A 24,206-nucleotide genomic window follows, 5' to 3' on the forward strand; every position below is an offset into this window, starting at 1 on the left:
CGTTCTTTATGTTAGCTGACTGTCCGTTTCTGCCGATCGAAAGCTGATACTCACCAGCGTGCCGCCCCCGGAAGGTTGCGAGAACGTCAATGTGCCGCCGAGTCTTTCTGCTCGCTCACGCATTATATTTAACCCGTAATGTCCTGCAGGCTCGTTAGGCTCCCCAATGCCGACGCCGTTATCCCGAATATAAACGGTATGATTGCCATCTGGCGCAGTCACGCAGCTCACGGCAATTTCGGTCGCACTGGCATGTTTAATGGCATTGAGCACCGCTTCACGGACGATCTGTAACAAATGCACCTGCATTTGTGCATCCAGCGCCAGCGTTGGCAGTCGACAATCGAGAGTGAGTTTAGCTGCGGTTTGATTTTGCAGCGTTTCCAGCATTTCATGCAGCGCAGAGGGCAAGTCAGCCTGCTGTAAGGTCAGGCGGAATGTGGTGAGCAGTTCCCGTAGCTGGCGGTAAGCGTCGTTCAACGCCTGAGAGAAGTCCGCCATGATGCTTTGCGCCTGTGCATTATCTTCCGGGAGCGAACGTCGCAGCAGCGTGAGCTGAATGCGTAAATAGGAAAGCACCTGCGCCAGCGAGTCGTGGAGTTCACGGGCGATAGTCGCGCGCTCTTCCATGAGTAACAGCTGCTGAAAGTGTTTTTGCGCCTGATTAAAGTACAGCCCGCGTCCCAGCATGGTCGAAACGCTATTTAACAGCGGGGTAGAGGCGTTCACATTAGGGCTTTGCCAGTGTAGCTCGCCGTAGACGGTCTCCTGCATCGTCACCGGCAAGATCTGCATTGGCAGTTCCGGGCTTTCGGTCCCTTCGCTGATACGCCAGTTATCGCCCACGGTCAGTTCCAGAAAATACGCGGCGTCATGTTCGCGGACAATTTGTAAAATATGGCGGAAACAGTGCACATCAATTTGGCTGGTATTAAGCGCCTGAGAGCACTGATACAACACTTCCAGGCGGCGATTGGCTTCGTGGAGATCGTGGGTTTTCTCGGCAACAGACGCTTCCAGTGAGCGGTACAGTTTCTGCAGCTCACTCGACATCTGGCTAAAGGTTTTCGCCAGTAGCCCCAGTTCGTTGGGCAGCCCCGTATCCAGCGGAGGGATATCAAACTGACCATGTTCAATGTGCTGGCTGGCCATCACCAGTTTATTGAGCGGACGCACCACCTGCTGGCGAATACGCCGTAGGGTGAAAAAGACCAGAGTGAAGATGCCGATCCCACCTGCCAATGAGATCCCAAAAACCAGCATGACTTTGCGCTCGGCATAATGCTGCAGCGCCAGTACGAAGAGGTCAATTTGATCGACATAGCTGTTGATATTGGCTTGATACCATTCCAAATCGCCAGTCGTCAGTCGGGCGTTCATTTCCAGCCAGTTTGCATGCAGACGTCCATAGCGGCTTTTTACCGCCTGTGGGACATACCAGGCGTTCAGATTCTGTAATGCCGGGGCGTTTAGCGCCTGCTGGAATAACTGTCGGTGAGCGTTGAGCTGGGGGCTGTGGCTTTGCAGATCGTAACCCAGGCGGTAACTCTGCATACGCAAAGAGCCGGCGATATTAATGGCTTCCGCATCCCGCAAACTGCTGGTCAGTGTCAGAAGTGCAATACCTGTCGAGAGAATCGACAGCAGCACAATATAGAAAAAAGCCTTGGCCAGGCTGGCCGATACAGGACGTTTTACCGTCACTTGCGCATCCTCACACCCTACACGTAGTGCCTTCATGCAGCTTAAACGCGCCAGTGTATTTGATAAATGTTAACAAAATTGCCGGAAACAGAATGGTAACTGAAACGCAATTTCATATGCGATGGAATAAATTGATCTGCCACAGGTTCTGGATAAATAGTTGTGCTTCCTGGGCAAATGTACATTGCCGCCCTCTTCAGGGTCGGTTAATAACAATCTTATAAAGAATAAGGTTTTTGCAACCAAAAAAGAAGGAAGCCATGAATCGTTTTATTATGGTCAATAGCCAACAGTGCCTGGGATGCTATGCCTGCGAGGTCGCTTGTGTCATGGCCCACAATGGTGAGCAACATGTCCTGAGCCAACGGCATTTTCAGCCCCGAATTACTGTTGTCAAACATCAGCAACAACGCAGTACGGTGACCTGCCACCACTGCGAAGATGCTCCTTGTGCCAGAAGCTGCCCGAACGGTGCAATCAGTCACGTCAATGACAGCGTTCAGGTTAACGCGCAAAAGTGTATTGGCTGCAAATCCTGCGTCGTTGCTTGTCCTTTTGGCACCATGCAGATCGTACTCACTCCCGTTGCGAAAGGGAAGGTGAAAGCGACTGCGCATAAGTGCGATCTGTGTCAGGGGCGTGAAGCGGGACCTGCCTGCGTGGAAAACTGTCCGGCACAAGCGTTACGGATGGTGACGGAAACCTCGCTCACCGATCTGTCGAAAGCACGACGGCTGCGTACAGCCAGTCAGGAGAGTCAGCCCTGGCATGCCAGCGTCAACGAAATGCTCCCTCATGTCACCACGAAGCTGGAACAAATGCAGGCTACACCGCCGCGTGGTGAGCCAGACAAGCTGCCGATTGAGGCGCGCAAAACCAGCTTTGATGAAATTTATCTGCCTTTTCGTACGGCACAGGCCGAGCAGGAAGCTTCCCGCTGCCTGAAGTGCGGTGAACACAGTATTTGCGAGTGGACTTGCCCGTTGCACAACCACATTCCCCAGTGGATTGAACTGGTGAAAGCCGGGAATATTGATGCGGCGGTTGAGCTTTCTCACCAGACTAACTGCCTGCCGGAGGTCACCGGGCGCGTGTGCCCACAGGACAGGCTTTGTGAAGGCGCCTGTACTGTGCGCAACGAGCATGGCGCGGTCACCATCGGCAATATTGAACGTTACATTTCTGACCGTGCGTTGAGCAAAGGCTGGCGGCCTGATTTGGGCGATGTGCAAAAAGTGGATAAGCGTGTCGCGATCATTGGCGCGGGACCTGCCGGACTGGCCTGCGCGGATGTGTTAGTGCGAAATGGCGTTAGTGCCACCGTGTACGACCGCCACCCGGAAATCGGCGGTTTGCTGACCTTTGGTATTCCGGCCTTCAAGCTGGATAAATCGTTACTGGCGCGTCGGCGTGAAATTTTCAGTGCGATGGGCATTGATTTCAAACTTAACTGCGAAGTGGGTAAGGACGTTACGCTGGAATCGTTGCTGGACGATTACGACGCCGTGTTTGTGGGCGTAGGCACCTACCGTTCAATGAAAGCGGATCTGCCGAATGAAGACGCGCCTGGCGTTTATGACGCGCTACCTTTCCTGATTGCCAACACCAAACAGGTGATGGGGCTGGATGAGTTGCCGGATGAGCCGTTTATTGACACCGCCGGGCTGAACGTCGTTGTGCTGGGCGGTGGTGATACCGCAATGGACTGTGTGCGTACCGCACTGCGCCATGGTGCAAGTCAGGTGACCTGTGCGTATCGTCGTGATGAAGCCAACATGCCCGGCTCGAAGAAAGAGGTTAAAAACGCGCGTGAAGAGGGCGCTAACTTCGAATTTAACGTCCAGCCGGTCGAGTTGGTGCTGAATGATAAAGGGCGCGTCAGCGGTGTACGCTTCTTACGTACTCAGCTTGGAGAGCCTGATGCGCAGGGGCGTCGTCGTCCGGTGCCTGTTGCGGGAAGTGAGTTTGTCATGCCTGCGGATGCGGTCATCATGGCCTTCGGTTTCCATCCGCACGGTATGCCGTGGCTGGAAACGCACGGCGTGAAGGTTGATGACTGGGGCCGCATTGCTGCCGATGTCGAGAGCGCTTACCGTTATCAAACGACCAATCCGAAGATCTTTGCGGGGGGAGATGCGGTGCGTGGGGCCGATCTGGTGGTCACCGCAATGGCGGAAGGGCGGCATGCCGCGCAGGGGATTGTAGACTGGCTGGGCGTAAAATCAGTCAAATCTCACTAACCTGAGGCCAAGACAAACCGGGTTTCACGGCGTAGTATTATTTCTCACTTCTCGCCGTGGAGCCGGTATGTCGCAAAAATTTACGCTCATCAAAGATAAAGTGCTTTCTGATAACTATTTCATCCTGCGCAATATTACCTATGAACTGACTCGCAGCAATGGCGAGGTCATTCGCCACAAACGCGAGGTTTACGATCGCGGCAACGGCGCCACGATTTTGCTCTATAACCCGGAGAAAAAAACCGTGGTACTGATTCGTCAGTTTCGCGTAGCCACCTGGGTTAACGGGAATGAGAGTGGGCAACTGATAGAAACCTGCGCCGGATTGCTGGACAACGACGAGCCGGAAGCCTGCATTCGCAAAGAGGCGATCGAAGAGACCGGTTATGAAGTGGGTGAGGTGCGTAAACTGTTCGAGCTCTATATGTCGCCCGGCGGCGTAACGGAATTGATCCACTTCTTTATCGCGCAATACAGCGACAGCCAGCGGGCGAATGCGGGCGGCGGTGTCGAAGATGAAGATATCGAAGTCCTGGAATTGCCGTTCACGCAGGCGCTGGAGATGATCAAGACTGGGGAGATCCGTGATGGCAAAACGGTGCTCTTGTTGAACTACCTGCAGTCATCGCATTTGATGGATTGAGTCAGCGAATTTATATTTCTTTACAAAATAGCGGGCCAATCCGACAATTCTTATTGAGCCTTATCAGTCCAGCCAGGAAGATACCGATTAGGCTGTGTGTTTTCATTTCGGAGTTGTACCGTCCATGCGCTATCGCGTTATTCTCGTCTTCTTGCTCGGTTTGCTGCCGGTTAGCTTCCTGTGGGCGGCGCCTGCTCAGCAGATGTTTTCCGACTGGCAGGTGACCTGCAATAACCAGAATTTTTGCGTGGCGCGAAATACGGGCGAACATCATGGCCTGGTCATGACGCTGAGCCGCAGTGCCGGGGCGCATACCGATGCAGTTTTGCGTATTGATCTGGGCGGCCTGGAGCCTCAGGATGCCAAAGCGGCTGATATTGCCCCCCGCCTGCTGCTGGATGGCAAACCCCTCCCGTTGACGGGCGAACACTGGCAAATCACCCCCTGGCATGTGATGACCGACGATCCGGCAACCATTAGCGCATTTTTGCAGGCCGTTCAGGATGCGAAAGCGATTACCCTGCAAAAAGGTGTGCAAACCCTCTCGCTGACAGGATTAAAAGCGGCGCTATTGTTCATAGACGCGCAGCAAAAACGGGTCGGAAGCGAAACCGCATGGATCGAAAAAGGTGACGAACCGCCGCTCAGCGTACCTCCGGCTCCGGCTCTGAAAGGGGTCGCTGTCGTCAACCCAACACCAACACCGCTTTCCCAGGAAGAACGCAATGAGCTGCTGGATTACGGTAACTGGCGGATAAACGGTATTCGTTGTTCGCTCGATCCCATGCGCCGTGAAGTGCGTGTTTCTGCATTAACGGATGACAAAGCGCTGCTGATGATCGGCTGTGAGGCTGGGGCCTATAACACCATCGATCTGGCGTGGATTGTCTCCCGCACCAAACCGTTGACCTCGCGCCCTGTACGTTTGAGTCTGCCGTTTAAAACGGAGGCTGAAAGTAACGATATGGAGCTGACAAACGTCACCTTTGACGAAAAATCGCGGGAGCTTATTACGCTCGCCAAAGGACGCGGATTGTCGGATTGCGGTATCCAGACGCGCTGGCGTTTTGACGGCCAGCGTTTTCGTCTGGTGCGTTATGCGCAGGAGCCAAGCTGTGATAACTGGCATGGCCCCGACGCCTGGCCCACACTGTGGATCACGCGTTGATTGAGTGCCTGTGCCTTATCCGCTCTTCAGCACCTTATGTGCTTTCTCAACGATGTTATCTACCGTAAAGCCAAAGAAGGGGAACAACTTGTCCGCAGGCGCCGATTCCCCGTAGCCGGTCATGCCGACAATCGCCCCTTTCAGCCCGACGTATTTGTACCAGTAGTCGGCAATACCGGCTTCTACCGCCACGCGCGCGCTCACATTGGCAGGCAGAACCGATTCCCGGTACGCCTCATCCTGAGCGTCGAAAATATCCGTTGAGGGCAGGGAAACCACGCGGACGTTACGACCTTCCCCCGTCAGTTTTTCCGCCGCCAGCAGCGTAATTTCCATTTCTGAACCGGTAGCAATCAGGATCACATCCGGCTTACCGCCGCTGTCTTTCAGGATATAGCCACCGCGGGCAATCTCTTTCACTTGCTCAGGCGTTCTTTCAACCTGTGCCAGATTTTGTCTGGAGAGGATGAGCGCAGTGGGACCATTATGGCGTTCAACCGCCAGCTTCCAACCGACCGCGGCTTCAACCTGATCGCACGGACGCCAGGTGCTGAAGTTGGGCGTCAGTCGCAGGCTGGCGAGCTGCTCAACGGCCTGATGGGTCGGGCCATCTTCCCCTAATCCGATAGAGTCATGGGTATAGACCATGATTTGTCGGGCTTTCATCAGCGCCGCCATGCGTGCGGCATTGCGGGCATATTCGACGAACATCAGGAACGTCGCGGTATACGGGACAAAACCGCCGTGATGGGCAATGCCATTGGCAATCGCGGTCATACCAAATTCGCGTACGCCATAATGAATGTAGTTTCCCGCCGGATCGTCCTTCAGAGAGGCCGAGCCTTTCCAGATGGTCAGGTTGCTCGGGGCGAGATCTGCTGAGCCGCCAAGCAGTTCAGGCAACATCGGGCCGTAGGCATTCAGGGTATTTTGCGACGCCTTGCGGGTGGCGATTTTGGCCGGATTCGCCTGCAATTCAGCAATGTATTTCTGGGTGTTTTTTTCCCACTCTTCGGGCAGCCCGCCGCTCATCCGCCGGGTAAATTCTGCCGCCAGTTCCGGGTGCGCACGTTGATAGTCGGCGAATTTCGCCTTCCAGCTCTGCTGCGCTTTTTCACCTTTTTCGCGCGCATCCCAGGCCCGGTAAATGTCTTTGGGGATGTCAAATGCAGGGTGATGCCAGCCCAGCTTCTGCCGGGTTAGCGCAACTTCTTCTTCTCCCAGCGCTGCGCCGTGCGCTTCTTCTTTCCCGGCCTTATTCGGCGAGCCAAAACCAATGACCGTTCTGCAAATGATCAGCGATGGCTTATCGGTGACGTTTTGCGCTTCCTGAATCGCTTTCTTCACGGCTTCCGGGTCGTGGCCGTCTATCTCGTGTACCACATGCCAGTGATAGGCTTCAAAGCGTTTTGCGGTATCGTCGGTAAACCAGCCTTTGGTTTCGCCATCAATCGAAATCCCGTTGTGATCGTAAAAACCAATCAGCTTGCCCAGCCCCAGCGTCCCCGCCAGCGAGCATACTTCATGCGAAATCCCCTCCATCAGGCAGCCGTCGCCCATAAAGACATAGGTGAAGTGACTGACAATCTCATGATCCGGCTGATTAAACTGGGCGGCCAGCGTACGCTCCGCTATCGCCAGCCCGACCGCATTGGCGAGCCCCTGACCCAGCGGCCCGGTGGTGGTTTCCACACCTGGCGTGTAGCCAATCTCCGGGTGGCCTGGCGTTTTGGAGTGTAACTGACGGAAGTTTTTTAACTCCTCTAACGGCAGGTCGTAGCCGGAAAGATGCAGCAGGCTGTACAGCAGCATGGAGGCGTGGCCATTGGACAGAATAAAGCGGTCACGATCGTACCAGGTGGGATCGGCCGGGTTATGCTGCAGAAAATCGTTCCACAATACTTCGGCGATATCGGCCATTCCCATCGGGGCGCCGGGGTGGCCAGAGTTAGCTTTTTGGACGGCATCCATACTCAGCGCACGAATGGCATTGGCAAGCTCTTTACGGGTCATGGAAATACTCCTTGAAAAGTAAAGCGTTAGATGCGTGTTTTGATTCACACTTTTGAGAGAATTGCAGCCGTTGTCAGCAAAAAGCATAGCAGACAGGCATGGTATTGCTGGCTTAAGCAGGTAACATGGTCGTTATAAATTGATAACAAATTCTTTATTTGGATGGTGAGAGTTTGGTGACCTTCAAAGTTTGCGCCGCTGACTGAGGTGATAATGTGCGGCTCAATAGAATGGTTACCCGCGCCACTTTTTGATAGAGACATGAAAGGAACAATAAGATGGATGACCAGTTAAAACAAAGCGCCCTTGATTTCCACGAATTTCCAGTACCAGGTAAAATCCAGGTTTCTCCGACCAAGCCTCTTGCCACCCAGCGCGATCTCGCACTGGCCTACTCACCAGGGGTGGCTGCGCCATGCCTTGAAATTGAAAAAGATCCGCTGGCGGCTTACAAATACACCGCGCGCGGCAACCTGGTTGCGGTGATCTCCAACGGTACTGCGGTACTGGGCCTCGGTAATATCGGGGCACTGGCAGGCAAGCCGGTGATGGAAGGTAAAGGCGTTCTGTTTAAGAAATTCGCCGGGATTGACGTGTTCGACATTGAGGTTGATGAACTTGACCCGGATAAATTCATCAACGTTGTGGCGGCGCTGGAGCCGACGTTTGGCGGCATCAACCTCGAAGATATCAAAGCGCCGGAATGCTTCTACATTGAGCAAAAGCTGCGTGAGCGCATGAATATTCCGGTATTCCACGACGACCAGCACGGGACGGCGATCATCAGTACTGCAGCCATCCTGAACGGCCTGCGCGTCGTAGAAAAGAATATTTCTGATGTGCGTATGGTGGTGTCCGGCGCAGGTGCAGCGGCGATTGCCTGTATGAACCTGCTGGTGGCGTTGGGCATGCAGAAGCACAACATCGTGGTTTGCGACTCCAAAGGTGTGATTTACAAAGATCGTGAACCGAACATGGCGGAAACCAAAGCGGCATACGCGGTCGTGGATGACGGTAAACGTACGCTGGATGACGTCATTGAAGGCGCGGATATTTTCCTTGGCTGCTCCGGCCCGAAAGTGCTGACGCAGGAGATGGTTAAGAAGATGGCACGCGCGCCGATGATCCTCGCGCTGGCAAACCCGGAACCGGAAATCCTGCCGCCGCTGGCAAAAGAAGTGCGTTCTGATGCCATCATTTGTACCGGTCGTTCCGACTACCCGAACCAGGTTAACAACGTACTGTGCTTCCCGTTCATCTTCCGTGGTGCGCTGGATGTTGGTGCTACTGCTATCAACGAAGAGATGAAACTGGCCGCTGTACATGCCATTGCCGAGCTGGCGCATGCTGAGCAAAGCGAAGTGGTGGCATCCGCTTATGGCGATCAGGATCTGAGCTTTGGACCGGAATACATCATTCCTAAACCGTTCGACCCGCGGCTGATCGTTAAGATCGCGCCGGCTGTGGCAAAGGCGGCGATGGACTCCGGCGTGGCGACGCGTCCCATTGCGGACTTCGACGCCTACATCGATAAACTGACCGAGTTTGTCTACAAAACTAACCTGTTCATGAAGCCGATTTTCTCGCTGGCACGTAAAGCGCCGAAGCGCGTGGTGCTGACGGAAGGGGAAGAGGCGCGTGTACTGCATGCTACGCAAGAGCTGATCACGTTGGGTCTGGCGAAGCCGATCCTGATTGGTCGCCCGAGTGTGATCGAAATGCGTATTCAGAAACTGGGTCTGCAGATCAAAGCGGGCGTTGATTTTGAGATCGTCAACAATGAATCCGATCCGCGCTTTAAAGAGTACTGGAGTGAGTACTATCAGATCATGAAGCGTCGCGGTATCACGCAGGAGCAGGCGCAGCGCGCGGTGATCGCTAACACGACGGTGATTGGCGCGATCATGGTGCAGCGTGGCGAAGCGGATGCGATGATCTGCGGTACTATTGGCGATTACCATGAGCATTTCAGCGTGGTGAAAGCGGTGTTTGGTCACCGCGAAGGCGTGCATACGGCAGGCGCGATGAACGCCCTGTTGCTGCCAAGTGGTAACACCTTCATTGCTGATACCTACGTCAACGACGACCCCAGCCCGGATGAGCTGGCGGAAATCGCCGTGATGGCAGCGGAAACCGTTCGCCGCTTTGGCATCGAACCCAAGGTCGCGCTGTTGTCGCACTCTAACTTTGGCTCTTCTAACTGCCCATCGGCCAGCAAAATGCGTGAAGCGCTTGCGATTATCAAGGAGCGCGCACCGGATCTGATGATCGACGGTGAAATGCATGGCGACGCCGCGCTGGTGGAAAGTATTCGTAATGACCGAATGCCGGACAGCCCGCTGAAAGGCTCAGCCAATATTCTGGTGATGCCGAACATGGAGGCTGCGCGAATCAGTTATAACTTGCTGCGTGTTTCCAGTTCTGAAGGCGTAACGGTGGGTCCGGTGTTGATGGGCGTGGCGAAACCGGTTCATGTATTAACGCCGATCGCTTCTGTTCGTCGTATCGTGAATATGGTGGCGCTGGCCGTCGTCGAAGCGCAAACACAACCGCTGTAATTCCACGTTTTTTTATTTCCGGCGCGGGTTTCTCCCGCGCCTTTATATTTTCCCTTGTCTTAGTGATCTACTTCACCTTTTAAACCTGGTTGCCGAATTTTGTTATTTACTCTGACAAAAAATTGCCACGATGAGGACAGTTTCAGCAGAGGCGGTGAGCAATGGAAAAAGAACGCATCATTCAGGAATTTGTGCCGGGGAAACAGGTCACGCTGGCGCATCTGATTGCGCACCCAGGCGAAGAACTGGCGAAAAAGATCGGCGTTCCCGAAGCGGGCGCTATCGGCATTATGACCTTGACGCCAGGTGAAACCGCGATGATTGCCGGTGATCTTGCCATGAAGGCGGCGGATGTACATATCGGTTTTCTCGATAGATTCAGCGGCGCGTTGGTGATCTACGGATCGGTCGGCGCGGTAGAAGAAGCGTTATTGCAGACGGTGAGCGGTCTGGGCCGGTTATTAAATTTCACATTGTGCAACCTGACAAAAAGTTAATCAGAGGCGGCGATGAAACGTATTGCTTTTGTCGGTACGGTGGGGGCGGGAAAAACAACGCTCTTTAATGCGCTACAGGGAAATTATTCCCTCGCCAGAAAAACGCAGGCGGTGGAGTTTAATGAAAACGGCGATATCGACACACCGGGAGAATATTTTAGTCATCCGCGCTGGTACCACGCCTTAATTACCACGCTGCAGGATGTCGATACGTTGATTTATATTCACGCTGCAAATGATTTAGAAAGTCGCTTACCTGCCGGGCTGTTAGATATCGGCGCCTGTAAACGACAAATCGCCGTTATCAGCAAAACGGACATGCCGGATGCCGACGTCGCCGCAACGCGTCAGCTACTGCGTGGGATGGGGTTCGAAGAGCCCATTTTCGAACTCAATAGTCATGACCCGCGCAGCGTGCAGCACCTGGTGGATTATCTGACTGAGCTCAGCCAAAAGGAGGAAAGGGCAGGTGAAAAAACTCATCACAGCTAATGATATTCGTGCGGCCCACGCACGCGGCGAACAGGAAATGTCGGTTGTTCTGCGCGCCAGCATCATCACCCCAGAGGCTCGCGAAGTCGCTGAGCTACTGGGCGTCACCATCACTGAATGCGACGAATCCGCGCCGGTCGCCGCCGCTGCTGCGCCTGCTTCGATGGATGACGGTAAATCGGAAAGCCAGCGTATTCGCGAAACCATCATTGCGCAACTGCCGGAAGGACAGTTTACCGAAAGCCTCGTCGCGCAACTGATGGACAAAGTGATGAAGGAGAAACAGTCGCTGGAGCAGGGTGGAATGCAGCCGAGCTTTACCTCGGTCACCGGCAAAGGCGGCGTGAAAGTCATCGATGGCAGCAGCGTGAAGTTCGGTCGTTTTGACGGCGCGCAGCCGCACTGTGTTGGCTTAACCGATCTGGTGACTGACAAAGATGGCAGCAGTATGGCCGCCGGGTTTATGCAGTGGGATAACGCTTTCTTCCCCTGGACGCTGAACTACGACGAAATCGATATGGTGCTGGAAGGCGAACTGCACGTTCGTCATGAAGGCGAAACCATGATTGCGAAGGCCGGGGATGTGATGTTTATTCCGAAAGGCTCCAGCATTGAGTTTGGCACGCCATCGACGGTGAAATTTCTGTATGTCGCCTGGCCTGCGAACTGGCAGTCCTGCTAAGGCGGATGTATGAAGGATTTCATTACCGAAGCATGGCTCAGAGCGAATCATACGCTCAGCGAAGGGGCTGAAATTCATCTCCCCGCTGATGCTCGCCTGACGCCGTCTGCCCGGGAATTACTGGAAAGCCGACATCTGCGCATTAAGTATATCGACGAGCAGGGCAGCCTGTTTATTGACGATGAAGAACAGCAACTGCAACCGGTGCACGGTTTAACCAGTAGCGATACGTATTCACCGGCGAGCTGTGAACTGTGTCATCAGCCAGTGGCAAAGAAACCTGACACATTGACGCATCTGACGGCTGACAAGATGGTGGCGAAAAGCGACCCGCGTCTGGGATTTCGCGCGGCGCTGGACAGCACCATCGGCATGGCGGTGTGGTTGCAGATTGAACTACCGGAAACGTGGCAGCCGTGGCTGGCGGACATTCGTTCGCGTCTGGGCAACATTATGCGTGCTGACGCCATGGACGAGCCTCTGGCCGCGCAATCTATCGTCGGTTTGAGTGATGAAGATTTGCATCGGCTTTCGCATCAGCCACTGCGCTATCTGGACCACGATCACCTGGTGCCTGAAGCCAGCCAGGGACGCGATGCTGCGCTGCTCAATCTGCTGCGCACCAAAGTCCGTGAAACAGAAACGGTGGCAGCCCAGGTATTCATCACCCGCAGTTTTGAAGTGCTAAGACCGGACATTCTGCAGGCATTGAACCGTCTGTCGAGCACGGTCTACGTGATGATGATTCTGAGCGTGGCGAAGCATCCGCTGAGCGTCAGCCAAATCCAACAGCGACTGGGAGAGAAACCATGATCATTGAACGTGCTCGCCAGCTCGCCCAACGCTCACCGGCGCGAGTGGTGTTCCCGGATGCGCTGGATGTTCGGGTACTGAAAGCGGCGAATTATTTGCATCAGCACGGTCTGGCGCATCCCATTCTCGTCGCCAGCCCGTTTGCGCTGCGTCAGTTTGCGCTCGGTCACCGGGTGGCAATGGATGGTATTCAGGTCATCGATCCGCAAAGCAACCTGCAAATGCGTGAAGAGTTTGCGCAGCGCTGGCTTGCCCGCGCGGGTGAAAAAACACCGCCGGATGCGTGTGAAAAGCTTAACGATCCGCTGATGTTCGCCGCAGCCATGGTCAGTGCCGGTAAAGCCGACGTGTGCATTGCGGGCAACCTGTCGTCAACCGCGAACGTTCTGCGTGCAGGGCTGCGCATCATTGGATTACAGCCTGGTTGCAAAACGTTGTCGTCAATTTTCCTGATGCTCCCGCAATACCTCGGACCGTCATTAGGATTTGCCGATTGCAGCGTCGTGCCGCAACCCACAGCCGCACAACTGGCGGATATTGCGATTGCCAGTGCGCAGACCTGGCAAGCGATTACCGGCGAGGAGCCGCGTGTTGCCATGCTCTCCTTTTCCAGTAATGGCAGTGCGCGCCACCCCAATGTCGCTAACGTACAGCAGGCAACGGAGATCGTTCGTGAGCGCGCGCCTGAGCTTACCGTTGACGGTGAACTGCAGTTTGATGCCGCTTTTGTCCCGGATGTCGCGGCACAAAAAGCGCCTGCCAGTCCGCTGCAGGGCAATGCCAATGTGATGGTATTTCCCTCGCTGGAGGCAGGAAATATTGGTTACAAAATCGCCCAGCGTCTGGGGGGATACCGTGCAGTAGGGCCGCTGATTCAGGGGCTTGCCGCACCGCTTCATGATCTCTCCCGCGGCTGTAGCGTACAGGAAATTATCGAACTGGCGTTGGTGGCAGCAGTGCCGCGCCAGACTGACGTGAGTCGTGAAAACGTCTCACACACACTGGTTGTTTAGGTCCCGTTCTGGACCCCTTCTACAGAGAGGAAAGCACAATGGAAGCATTAGGAATGATTGAAACCCGGGGCCTGGTTGCACTGATCGAGGCTTCTGACGCAATGGTTAAAGCGGCGCGTGTGAAACTGGTTGGCGTGAAGCAGATTGGCGGCGGTTTGGTGACCGCAATGGTTCGTGGCGATGTGGCGGCCTGTAAAGCCGCAACGGATGCCGGCGCGGCGGCTGCACAGCGTATTGGTGAACTGGTTTCTGTACATGTTATCCCGCGTCCGCACGGCGATCTGGAAGAAGTGTTCCCGATCAGCTTTAAAGGCGACAGCAACGACATGTAAGTAGTCCATGTGGCGCCACGGATTCATTGCTGGCGTCACCCTCTCTCCTTTTTACATTACCTTCTGCGGAGGGTAGGGGGAGGTTTTACCTGAAATATGCCACGGAGGCGGGTATGAAACTGGCAATCGTCACAGGACAAATTGTTTGTACCGTTCGCCATCAGGGACTCGCGCACGACAAGCTGCTGATGGTGGAAATGATTGATGCTCAGGGAAATCCCGACGGGCAGTGTGCTGTTGCTATCGACAGCATCGGGGCGGGAACCGGTGAGTGGGTGCTGCTGGTAAGCGGCAGTTCAGCCCGTCAGGCACACCGTAACGAATCATCCCCAGTCGATTTGTGCGTGATTGGCATTGTCGATGAAGTGGTATCTGGCGGTCAGGTCATTTTTCATAAATAGGACTGAACATCATGAATCAACAGGATATTGAACAGGTCGTGAAAGCGGTGCTGCTGAAAATGAAAGACAGCAGCCAACCCGTCAGTGCCGTTCAAGAAATGGGCGTTTTTGCCTCCCTGGATGACGCAGTGGCGGCAGCAAAACTGGCCCAACAAGGGCTGAAAAGCGTCGCGATGCGCCAGTTGGCCATTCACGCCATTCGTATTGCTGGCGAAAAACACGCCAGAGAATTAGCGGAACTTGCCGTCACTGAGACTGGCATGGGACGCGTCGAAGATAAATTTGCCAAAAATGTGGCGCAAGCGCGCGGTACACCGGGCGTGGAATGTCTCTCTCCTCAGGTACTGACCGGTGATAACGGTCTGACGCTGATTGAAAACGCGCCGTGGGGCGTGGTGGCCTCGGTAACCCCGTCCACCAACCCGGCTGCGACCGTCATTAATAATGCGATCAGCCTGATTGCCGCAGGCAACAGTGTGGTCTTCGCGCCGCATCCGGCGGCAAAAGGGGTTTCTCAGCGCGCCATTACTCTGCTTAACCAGGCGGTGGTTGCCGCTGGCGGCCCGGCAAACCTGCTGGTGACCGTTGCCAACCCGGATATCGAAACCGCACAGCGTCTGTTCAAGTACCCTGGCATTGGCCTGCTGGTAGTGACCGGCGGTGAAGCGGTGGTTGATGCTGCGCGCAAACACACCAATAAGCGTCTGATTGCAGCGGGTGCGGGTAATCCGCCAGTGGTGGTGGACGAAACCGCCGACCTGGTCCGCGCCGCGCAGTCCATCGTGAAAGGTGCATCGTTCGATAACAACATCATCTGCGCTGACGAAAAAGTGTTGATCGTGGTGGATAGCGTTGCCGACGAACTGATGCGTCTGATGGAAAGTCAGCATGCGGTAAAACTCACGGCGGCTCAGGCGGAGCAACTTCAACCGGTGCTGCTGAAAAATATCGATGAGCGCGGCAAAGGTACGGTCAGTCGTGACTGGGTCGGGCGCGATGCAGGAAAAATTGCGGCGGCGATTGGCCTGAACGTACCAGAGCAAACCCGACTGTTGTTCGTCGAAACGTCTGCCACGCATCCGTTTGCCGTAACCGAACTGATGATGCCGGTACTGCCGGTGGTGCGGGTGGCAAACGTCGATGAAGCCATTGAACTGGCGGTAACGCTTGAAGGCGGCTGTCACCACACGGCGGCGATGCACTCACGCAATATCGACAACATGAACCGTATGGCTAACGCCATTGATACCAGCATTTTCGTCAAGAACGGACCGTGCATTGCCGGTCTTGGGCTCGGCGGTGAAGGCTGGACCACCATGACCATTACGACACCAACCGGGGAAGGGGTGACCAGTGCGCGCACGTTTGTGCGTCTGCGTCGCTGTGTGTTGGTCGATGCGTTTCGCATCGTATAGCGCGTACTAAGGAGAAGACGAGATGGCGCATGACGAACAACGTTGGCTCACACCCAGACTGCAAAAAGCGGCAACGCTGTGTAACCAGACGCCTGCCGCGAGTGAATCACCGCTGTGGTTGGGCGTTGATTTGGGAACCTGTGACGTGGTGTCGATGGTTGTCGACAGCGACGGGCAGCCGGTAGCGGTTTGCCTGGACTGGGCCGACGTCGTGCGTGACGGCATCGTCTGGGACTTTTTCGGTGCCGTGACCATTGTGCGTCGCCATCTCGATACGCTTGAGCAACAACTGGGTTGTCGTTTTACCCACGCGGCAACCTCGTTTCCACCCGGCACCGATCCGCGCATCTCGATTAACGTGCTGGAGTCTGCCGGACTGGACGTGAGCCACGTACTGGATGAGCCGACGGCGGTGGCGGATCTGCTGAAACTGGATAACGCCGGCGTCGTGGATATCGGTGGCGGGACAACCGGTATCGCCATTGTGAAACAGGGTGTGGTGACTTACTCCGCCGATGAAGCCACGGGCGGGCACCATATTTCCCTGACGCTGGCCGGTAATCGCCGAATTCAACTGGAAGAGGCCGAGCAGTACAAGCGCAGCAACGGCAAGGAAATCTGGCCAGTGGTGAAACCGGTTTACGAAAAGATGGCGGAAATCGTTGCCCATCATATCGCAGGGCAAGGGATAACAGATTTATGGCTGGCGGGCGGGTCCTGTATGCAGCCGGGCGTCGAGGAGCTGTTCCGTAAGCGTTTCCCGGAGCTGCAGGTGCATTTACCGCAGCACAGTCTGTTTATGACTCCGCTGGCCATTGCGAACAGCGGAAAAGAAAAAGCGGAAGGAATCTATGCAAGCTGAATTGCAGAGCGCGCTCTTTCAGGCATTCGATACCCTGAATCTGCAACGTATTAAAACGTTTAGCGTTCCACCGGTCACGCTGTGTGGACTGGGTTCGCTTAGCGCCTGTGGGCAGGAAGCGCAGACGCGCGGACTGACACATATGTTCGTGATGGTGGATAGCTTCCTGCATCAGGCCGGAATGACTGCCGGGCTTGAACGCAGCCTCGCGATGAAAGGTGTGGCGATGACCGTCTGGCCATGTCCGATGGGCGAGCCTTGCATCACGGACGTTTGCGCGGCGGTGGCGCAGTTGCGTGAGTCGAAATGTGATGGCGTGGTGGCCTTTGGTGGTGGTTCTGTACTGGATGCCGCGAAAGCGGTGGCATTGCTGGTGACGAATCCCACTCAGACGCTGGCCGACATGACGGAACAGAGCGTATTGCGCCCGCGACTGCCGCTGATTGCCGTCCCGACTACCGCCGGGACAGGGTCAGAAACCACTAACGTCACGGTGATTATCGACGCCGCGACCGGACTGAAAAAGGTGCTGGCTCACCCGACGCTGATGCCGGATGTGGCCATTCTCGATGCCGCGCTGACCGAAGGTGTGCCCGCGCATGTGACGGCAATGACCGGCATTGATGCGCTGACGCATGCGGTTGAGGCTTACAGCGCGCTGAATGCGACACCGTTTACCGACAGCCTGGCGATTGGTGCGATTGCGATGATCGGCAAAGCGTTACCGAAAGTGGTGGGATACGGCCAGGATCTGGCGGCGCGCGAAAGCATGCTGCTCGCCTCCTGCATGGCAGGTATGGCGTTTTCCAGCGCGGGTCTGGGGTTGTGTCATGCGATGGCGCACCAGCCGGGTGCGGCGTTGCATATTCCGCACGGTCAGGCGAACGCCATGCTGCTGCCGACGGTGATGGGCTTTAACCGCATGGTCTGTCGTGAGCGCTTCAGCCAGATCGGACGGGCATTAACCAACAAGAAATCAGACGATCGTGACGCCATCAACGCCGTCATTGAGCTGATTACCGAAGTCGGTCAGACCAAACGGCTCGCTGACGTTGGTGCGAAGCCCGAGTATTACAGCGTATGGGCGCAAGCCGCGCTGGAGGATATTTGTATTCGCAGTAACCCACGCACTGCCACGCAGGCTGACATTATTGCGTTGTATGCGGCGGCACAATAAATACACATATGACAGGGAGTAGGGGCTATGGGAATTAACGAAATCATCATGTACATCATGATGTTCTTTATGCTGATTGCCGCCGTGGACAGGATCCTGTCGCAGTTCGGCGGTTCGGCGCGTTTCCTCGGTAAGTTCGGTAAGAGCATTGAGGGATCCGGCGGTCAGTTTGAAGAAGGTTTTATGGCAATGGGCGCGCTGGGTCTGGCGATGGTCGGTATGACCGCGCTGGCGCCGGTATTAGCAAAAGTGCTCGGGCCGGTGATTATTCCGCTGTATGAAATGCTGGGCGCGAACCCGTCGATGTTTGCCGGGACGCTGCTGGCATGTGACATGGGCGGCTTCTTCCTGGCGAAAGAACTGGCGGGCGGCGACGTGGCAGCATGGCTGTACTCCGGTCTGATCCTGGGGGCAATGATGGGGCCGACGCTGGTTTTCTCCATTCCGGTTGCGCTGGGGATCATTGAACCGTCAGACCGTCGTTATCTGGCGCTGGGCGTACTGGCCGGTATTGTCACCATCCCCATCGGCTGTATCGCAGGGGGGCTGGTGGCGATGTACTCCGGCGTTGAAATCAACGGGCAGCCAGTGGAGTTCACCTTCGCGCTGATCCTGATGAACATGATTCCGGTGCTGATCGTTGCCGTGCTGGTCGCGCTGGGGCTGAAATTCATCCCGGAAAAAATGATCAATGGTTTCCAGATCTTCGCGAAATTCCTCGTGGCGTTGATCACCATCGGTCTGGCGGCGGCCGTCATTAAATTCCTGCTCGGCTGGGAACTGATCCCGGGTCTCGATCCTATCTTCATGGCTGCGGGCGACAAACCGGGTGAAGTGATGCGCGCTATCGAAGTGATCGGCTCCATCTCCTGCGTCCTGCTCGGTGCGTATCCGATGGTATTGCTGCTGACCCGTTGGTTCGAAAAACCGCTGATGAGTGTCGGTAATTTGCTGAAAATTAACAACATAGCGGCTGCTGGTATGGTCGCCACGCTGGCGAACAACATCCCGATGTTCGGCATGATGAAAAATATGGATACCCGCGGCAAAGTGATCAATTGCGCTTTCGCCGTCTCAGCCGCCTTTGCTTTGGGTGACCACTTAGGTTTCGCCGCCGCGAATATGAACGCCATGATCTTCCCGATGATTGTCGGCAAGCTGATCGGCGGCGTAACCGCGATTGGTGTCGCTATGCTGTTAGTACCGAAAGACGAAAACGTTCCTGTTGAAGCGGAAACGAACGCGGAGGCGCAATCGTGAATACTCGCCAGCTATTGAGCGTCGGTATCGATATCGGCACCACCACCACCCAGGTGATCTTCTCCCGCCTGGAGCTGGTTAACCGTGCGGCAGTGTCGCAGGTGCCGCGCTACGAATTCATCAAACGCGAAATTAGCTGGCAAAGCCCGGTCTTCTTTACACCTGTCGATAAGCAGGGCGGGTTGAAAGAGGCTGAGCTCAAGGCGTTGATCCTCGCTCAGTATCAGGCGGCGGGTATTGCGCCTGAGAGCGTCGATTCCGGTGCCATCATTATTACCGGGGAAAGCGCGAAAACCCGCAATGCCCGTCCGGCGGTGATGACGCTCTCCCAGTCGTTGGGCGACTTTGTGGTGGCAAGCGCCGGTCCGCATCTGGAGTCGGTGATTGCCGGTCACGGGGCGGGCGCGCAAACCCTGTCAGAGCAACGACTGTGCCGCGTGCTGAATATCGACATCGGTGGCGGCACGTCGAACTATGTGCTGTTCGACGCCGGAAAAGTCAGCGGCTCAGCCTGCCTGAACGTGGGTGGGCGACTGCTGGAAACCGATGGTCAGGGGCGGGTGGTGCATGCGCACCCGCCTGGGCAGATGATTGTCGATGACGTTTTTGGTGCGGGCACTGACGTCCGCTCGCTCAATGCTGCGCAACTGATTCAGGTCGCGCGGCGAATGGCGACGCTGATCGTTGAGATTATTGACGGTACGCCCTCTGCACTGGCACAGACGTTGATGCAAACCGGTCTTCTGCCTGCGGGCATCAAGCCGGAGGTGATTACGCTTTCTGGTGGAGTGGGCGAGTGCTACCGCAATCAGCCCGCCGATCCTTTCTGTTTTTCCGACATTGGACCGCTGTTAGCCACGGCGCTGCATGAACATCCGCGTCTGCGCGAGATGAACGTGCAGTTCCCGGCGCAAACCGTGCGCGCCACGGTCATTGGCGCCGGGGCACATACGCTGTCGCTTTCAGGCAGCACCATCTGGCTGGAAGGTGTGGCGCTTCCGCTGCGCAATCTGCCGGTGGCGATCCCGGTGGATGAGACTGATTTGGTGGCGGCCTGGCAGCAGGCGCTGATGCAGCTCGATCTCGACCCGCAAACCGATGCCTATGTGCTGGCGCTGCCTGGGTCGCTGCCAGTGCGTTACGCCGCGCTGTTAACGGTCATTGACGCGCTGCTGGCCTTTGTCGCGCGTTATCCGAATCCGCATCCCCTGCTGGTGGTAGCCGAGCAGGATTTTGGTAAAGCCCTGGGCATGCTGTTACGCCCACAGTTACAGCAACACCCGCTGGCGGTCATCGATGAGGTGGTTGTCCGGGCGGGGGACTATATCGACATTGGTACGCCTCTTTTTGGCGGATCGGTTGTGCCGGTGACGGTGAAATCACTCGCATTTCCTTCCTGAGGGAACGACTTATGAAACTAAAGACCACATTGTTCGGCAATGTTTATCAGTTTAAGGATGTAAAAGAGGTGCTGGCAAAAGCCAACGAACTGCGTTCGGGGGATGTGCTGGCAGGTGTAGCCGCGACGAGTTCGCAGGAACGTGTGGCGGCCAAACAGGTGTTGTCGGAAATGACGGTAGCGGATATCCGCAATAACCCGGTGATTTCCTATGAGGAGGACTGCGTGACGCGTCTGATTCAGGATGACGTCAACGAAACGGCCTATAACCGCATCAAAAACTGGAGCATCAGTGAGCTGCGTGAGTACGTGCTGAGTGATGAAACCTCTGTCGATGACATTGCGTTTACACGCAAAGGGTTAACGTCGGAAGTGGTCGCCGCAGTGGCGAAAATTTGCTCCAACGCGGATCTGATCTACGGCGGTAAGAAAATGCCGGTGATCAAAAAGGCCAACACCACCATCGGTCTGCCGGGCACCTTTAGCTGTCGTTTACAGCCGAACGACACCCGTGATGACGTGCAGAGCATTGCGGCACAAATCTACGAAGGGCTCTCCTTCGGCGCGGGTGATGCGGTGATCGGCGTAAACCCGGTAACGGATGACGTGGAGAACTTAAGCCGCGTGCTCGATACCGTGTATGGCGTGATCGACAAGTTCAACATTCCAACCCAGGGCTGCGTACTGGCTCACGTCACCACTCAGATCGAAGCGATTCGCCGCGGCGCGCCGGGCGGACTGATTTTCCAGAGTATCTGCGGCAGCGAGAAGGGCTTAAAAGAGTTTGGCGTTGAGCTGGCGATGCTGGATGAGGCACGTGCAGTCGGTGCTGAGTTCAACCGTATCGCCGGGGAAAACTGCCTGTACTTTGAAACCGGACAAGGCTCCGCGCTCTCTGCTGGCGCGAACTTCGGTGCCGATCAGGTGACGATGGAAGCGCGTAACTACGGGCTGGCGCGTCACTACGATCCGTTCCTGGTTAACACCGTGGTGGGCTTTATCGGGCCGGAGTATCTCTACAACGACCGTCAGATTATTCGCGCGGGTCTGGAAGATCACTTCATGGGCAAGCTCAGCGGCATCTCGATGGGCTGTGACTGCTGCTACACCAACCATGCCGACGCTGACCAGAACCTCAACGAAAACCTGATGATTCTGCTCGCCACCGCTGGCTGCAACTACATCATGGGCATGCCGCTCGGTGACGACATCATGCTCAACTATCAGACCACCGCGTTCCACGACACGGCGACCGTACGCCAGTTGTTAAACCTGCGTCCTTCGCCGGAGTTTGAGCGCTGGCTGGAAACCATGGGCATTATGGCAAACGGTCGCTTGACCAAACGGGCGGGCGATCCGTCACTGTTCTTCTGATGATGCGGGGATGACTTACGATGGATCAAAAACAGATTGAAGAAATTGTACGCAATGTAATGGCGTCAATGGGTGAGTCGCAACCGCAGGCTCAAGCGCCATCAGCACCAGCAAATTGCAGTACGACACAATGTGCCGCACCCACCGGTGAAAGCTGCGCGATGGACTTAGGCTCAGCCGAAGCCAAAGCGTGGATTGGCGTTGAAAATCCGCACCGTGCTGAAGTGTTAACTGAACTGCGCCGCAGTACCGCTGCGCGCGTCTGTACTGGCCGCGCGGGCCCACGTCCGCGTACTCAGGCGCTGTTGCGTTTCCTGGCTGACCACTCACGTTCGAAAGATACCGTTCTGAAAGAAGTGCCTGAAGAGTGGGTGAAAGCCCAGGGGCTGCTGGAAGTACGCTCAGAAATCAGTGACAAAAACCTCTACCTGACTCGCCCGGATTTGGGGCGTCGCCTGAGTGCGGAAGCGGTAGATGCGCTGAAATCGCAGTGTGTGGCGAACCCGGATGTTCAGGTGATTGTGTCCGATGGCCTGTCTACCGATGCCATCACCGCAAACTACGAAGAGATCCTGCCGCCGCTGTTGTCCGGTTTAAAACAGGCCGGGCTGAAGGTGGGCACGCCGTTCTTTGTTCGTTATGGCCGCGTGAAAATTGAAGATCAGATTGGCGAACTGCTGGGCGCGAAAGTGGTGATTCTGCTGGTCGGTGAACGTCCGGGGCTGGGGCAGTCAGAAAGCCTTTCCTGCTACGCCGTCTATTCACCGCGCGTAGCGACCACCGTAGAAGCTGACAGAACCTGCATTTCGAACATTCACCATGGCGGTACACCACCGGTTGAAGCGGCTGCGGTAATTGTGGATTTGGCCAAACGCATGCTGGAACAAAAAGCATCCGGCATCAATATGACCCGTTAAGGAGGCATCATGCCAGCATTAGATTTGATTAGACCTTCAGTCACCGCGATGCGCGTGATTGCCTCGGTAAATGACGGTTTTGCCCGCGAACTTAAATTGCCACCACATATACGTAGCCTCGGACTCATCACGGCAGATTCTGATGATGTCGCGTATATTGCCGCTGACGAAGCGACAAAACAGGCAATGGTGGAAGTGGTTTATGGCCGCTCGCTGTATGCCGGTGCGGCGCACGGTCCCTCTCCAACCGCAGGTGAAGTGCTGATTATGCTCGGCGGACCGAACCCGGCGGAAGTCCGTGCGGGTCTGGATGCGATGGTGGCCAATATTGAAAGCGGCGCAGCGTTCCAGTGGGCGAATGATGCAGAAAACACCGCGTTTCTCGCGCACGTAGTCTCGCGTACCGGTTCCTATCTTTCCGCCACGGCGGGATGTCGGCTTGGCGATCCAATGGCTTATCTGGTGGCGCCACCGCTGGAAGCGACATTTGGTATTGATGCTGCGTTGAAATCTGCCGATGTACAACTGGTCACTTACGTACCACCGCCGTCAGAAACGAACTATTCGGCAGCATTTTTGACCGGTAGTCAGGCTGCCTGTAAAGCCGCGTGTAACGCCTTTGCCGATGCCGTTCTGGATATTGCCCGTAATCCGGTACAGCGTGCGTAAGAGAGGTTGCGATGATCAATGCACTGGGATTACTGGAAGTGGATGGCATGGTGGCTGCCGTAGACGCGGCGGATGCCATGTTAAAGGCCGCGAACGTGCGTCTGTTAAGCCACGAAGTGCTCGATCCTGGCAGGCTGACGCTGGTGGTGGAAGGCGATCTGGCGGCGTGTCGTGCGGCGCTGGATGCCGGCAGTGCTGCGGCACAGCGTACAGGCCGTGTCATCAGCCGCAAGGAAATAGGGCGGCCGGACGATGACACCCAGTGGCTGATCGGCGGTTTTAAGCGTGCGCCGAAAAAAGCAGAACCGAAACCAGTACCGAAGCCAGACGTGAAATCAGAGAAAGCACAGGAAACCCCCGTGACATCTGAATCCGCTAAGGAATTACTGGCGCTGTTAGGATCTGTCCGTCAGGGAATGACGGCAGGGGAAGTGGCCGCGCACTTTAGTTGGTCACTTGATGAAGCCAGAAATGCGCTGGAGCAGCTCTTTTCTGGCGGAGCGTTGCGTAAACGCAGTAGTCGCTATCGCTTAAAAAATTAACCTGTCGGAGGGCCGGGAGCTTCAGAGAAGCTTCC

Annotated in this window: 22 protein-coding genes; 20 read left to right on the forward strand and 2 right to left on the reverse strand. The window is 55.7% G+C overall.

The genetic code is table 11. The features are described from left to right. Positions 1-6 precede the first annotated feature (6 nt). Entirely contained in the window at positions 7-1,704 is a 1,698-nt protein-coding gene (gene narQ / locus N7268_RS16265) for a nitrate/nitrite two-component system sensor histidine kinase NarQ (protein WP_260864689.1), read from the reverse strand. A 260-nt stretch (positions 1,705-1,964) separates the two neighbouring features. On the opposite strand from narQ, the gene aegA reads away from it, so the two are divergent. The 3 genes from aegA to N7268_RS16280 all read left to right on the forward strand — a co-directional run bounded on the left by aegA (position 1,965) and on the right by N7268_RS16280 (position 5,755). After that, positions 1,965-3,944 (forward strand): formate-dependent uric acid utilization protein AegA, encoded by a 1,980-nt coding sequence (aegA, locus tag N7268_RS16270; protein WP_260863705.1) that lies wholly within the window; start codon positions 1,965-1,967, stop codon positions 3,942-3,944. A 67-nt stretch (positions 3,945-4,011) separates the two neighbouring features. After that, positions 4,012-4,587 carry a GDP-mannose pyrophosphatase NudK gene (gene nudK / locus N7268_RS16275; RefSeq protein WP_198903379.1) on the forward strand — a complete coding sequence of 192 codons (576 nt, stop codon included), beginning with the start codon at positions 4,012-4,014 and terminating at the stop codon, positions 4,585-4,587. Positions 4,588-4,711: 124 nt separating this feature from the next. Beyond that, positions 4,712-5,755, forward strand: a complete 1,044-nt coding sequence (locus N7268_RS16280; RefSeq protein WP_260863706.1) for a DUF1176 domain-containing protein — start codon at positions 4,712-4,714, stop codon at positions 5,753-5,755. A 15-nt stretch (positions 5,756-5,770) separates the two neighbouring features. Here the strand turns inward: N7268_RS16280 and tkt are convergent, their stop codons facing one another. Next, positions 5,771-7,768: a transketolase gene (tkt, locus tag N7268_RS16285; protein ID WP_260863707.1), complete on the reverse strand. Its 1,998-nt coding sequence runs from the start codon at positions 7,766-7,768 to the stop codon at positions 5,771-5,773. Between the two features lie 278 nt (positions 7,769-8,046). Between tkt and maeB the strand changes: the two genes are divergently transcribed. The 17 genes from maeB to eutK all read left to right on the forward strand — a co-directional run bounded on the left by maeB (position 8,047) and on the right by eutK (position 24,171). Continuing rightward, complete coding sequence (gene maeB, locus N7268_RS16290; RefSeq protein WP_260863708.1) at positions 8,047-10,326, forward strand: NADP-dependent oxaloacetate-decarboxylating malate dehydrogenase; 2,280 nt, start codon at positions 8,047-8,049, stop codon at positions 10,324-10,326. Between the two features lie 161 nt (positions 10,327-10,487). Next, positions 10,488-10,823 carry an ethanolamine utilization microcompartment protein EutS gene (gene eutS / locus N7268_RS16295; RefSeq protein ID WP_003037995.1) on the forward strand — a complete coding sequence of 112 codons (336 nt, stop codon included), beginning with the start codon at positions 10,488-10,490 and terminating at the stop codon, positions 10,821-10,823. Positions 10,824-10,835: 12 nt separating this feature from the next. Continuing rightward, a complete protein-coding gene (gene eutP / locus N7268_RS16300) occupies positions 10,836-11,315 on the forward strand; it encodes an ethanolamine utilization acetate kinase EutP (protein ID WP_198903383.1) in 480 nt (159 codons plus the stop codon). Then, positions 11,293-11,997, forward strand: coding sequence for an ethanolamine utilization acetate kinase EutQ (eutQ, locus tag N7268_RS16305; RefSeq protein WP_260863709.1), 705 nt, complete (start codon positions 11,293-11,295; stop codon positions 11,995-11,997). The genes eutP and eutQ overlap by 23 nt, the downstream gene beginning before the upstream one ends. Before the next feature lie 9 nt (positions 11,998-12,006). Further along, complete coding sequence (gene eutT, locus N7268_RS16310; protein WP_260863710.1) at positions 12,007-12,810, forward strand: ethanolamine utilization cob(I)yrinic acid a,c-diamide adenosyltransferase EutT; 804 nt, start codon at positions 12,007-12,009, stop codon at positions 12,808-12,810. Beyond that, on the forward strand, positions 12,807-13,823 hold the full coding sequence (gene pta / locus N7268_RS16315) for a phosphate acetyltransferase (protein ID WP_260863711.1): 1,017 nt from the start codon (positions 12,807-12,809) through the stop codon (positions 13,821-13,823). Before eutT ends, pta begins: the two co-directional genes overlap by 4 nt. A 38-nt stretch (positions 13,824-13,861) precedes the next feature. Next, positions 13,862-14,155 carry an ethanolamine utilization microcompartment protein EutM gene (gene eutM / locus N7268_RS16320; protein ID WP_003835054.1) on the forward strand — a complete coding sequence of 98 codons (294 nt, stop codon included), beginning with the start codon at positions 13,862-13,864 and terminating at the stop codon, positions 14,153-14,155. A 113-nt stretch (positions 14,156-14,268) separates the two neighbouring features. Beyond that, positions 14,269-14,556: an ethanolamine utilization microcompartment protein EutN gene (gene eutN, locus N7268_RS16325; protein ID WP_198903387.1), complete on the forward strand. Its 288-nt coding sequence runs from the start codon at positions 14,269-14,271 to the stop codon at positions 14,554-14,556. Between the two features lie 11 nt (positions 14,557-14,567). Beyond that, the gene (locus N7268_RS16330; RefSeq protein ID WP_260863712.1) at positions 14,568-15,971 is read left to right on the forward strand and encodes an aldehyde dehydrogenase family protein; all 1,404 of its coding nucleotides are present in this window, start codon (positions 14,568-14,570) and stop codon (positions 15,969-15,971) included. 22 nt (positions 15,972-15,993) lie between these two features. After that, positions 15,994-16,833, forward strand: coding sequence for an ethanolamine utilization protein EutJ (gene eutJ, locus N7268_RS16335; protein ID WP_260863713.1), 840 nt, complete (start codon positions 15,994-15,996; stop codon positions 16,831-16,833). Beyond that, complete coding sequence (gene eutG / locus N7268_RS16340) at positions 16,823-18,010, forward strand: ethanolamine utilization ethanol dehydrogenase EutG (protein ID WP_260863714.1); 1,188 nt, start codon at positions 16,823-16,825, stop codon at positions 18,008-18,010. Before eutJ ends, eutG begins: the two co-directional genes overlap by 11 nt. 27 nt (positions 18,011-18,037) lie before the next feature. Continuing rightward, positions 18,038-19,270, forward strand: coding sequence for an ethanolamine utilization protein EutH (gene eutH / locus N7268_RS16345; RefSeq protein ID WP_260863715.1), 1,233 nt, complete (start codon positions 18,038-18,040; stop codon positions 19,268-19,270). Continuing rightward, positions 19,267-20,670 (forward strand): ethanolamine ammonia-lyase reactivating factor EutA, encoded by a 1,404-nt coding sequence (gene eutA, locus N7268_RS16350; protein WP_260863716.1) that lies wholly within the window; start codon positions 19,267-19,269, stop codon positions 20,668-20,670. Before eutH ends, eutA begins: the two co-directional genes overlap by 4 nt. 11 nt (positions 20,671-20,681) lie before the next feature. Beyond that, on the forward strand, positions 20,682-22,043 hold the full coding sequence (gene eutB, locus N7268_RS16355) for an ethanolamine ammonia-lyase subunit alpha (protein WP_003038029.1): 1,362 nt from the start codon (positions 20,682-20,684) through the stop codon (positions 22,041-22,043). Positions 22,044-22,063: 20 nt separating this feature from the next. Then, entirely contained in the window at positions 22,064-22,960 is an 897-nt protein-coding gene (gene eutC, locus N7268_RS16360) for an ethanolamine ammonia-lyase subunit EutC (RefSeq protein WP_260863717.1), read from the forward strand. Between the two features lie 9 nt (positions 22,961-22,969). Then, on the forward strand, positions 22,970-23,629 hold the full coding sequence (gene eutL, locus N7268_RS16365) for an ethanolamine utilization microcompartment protein EutL (RefSeq protein WP_198903394.1): 660 nt from the start codon (positions 22,970-22,972) through the stop codon (positions 23,627-23,629). Positions 23,630-23,640: 11 nt separating this feature from the next. Next, the gene (gene eutK / locus N7268_RS16370) at positions 23,641-24,171 is read left to right on the forward strand and encodes an ethanolamine utilization microcompartment protein EutK (RefSeq protein WP_198903395.1); all 531 of its coding nucleotides are present in this window, start codon (positions 23,641-23,643) and stop codon (positions 24,169-24,171) included. Positions 24,172-24,206 lie beyond the last annotated feature (35 nt).

It is taken from the genome of Citrobacter sp. Marseille-Q6884 (genome assembly GCF_945906775.1).
Taxonomy (GTDB): domain Bacteria; phylum Pseudomonadota; class Gammaproteobacteria; order Enterobacterales; family Enterobacteriaceae; genus Citrobacter.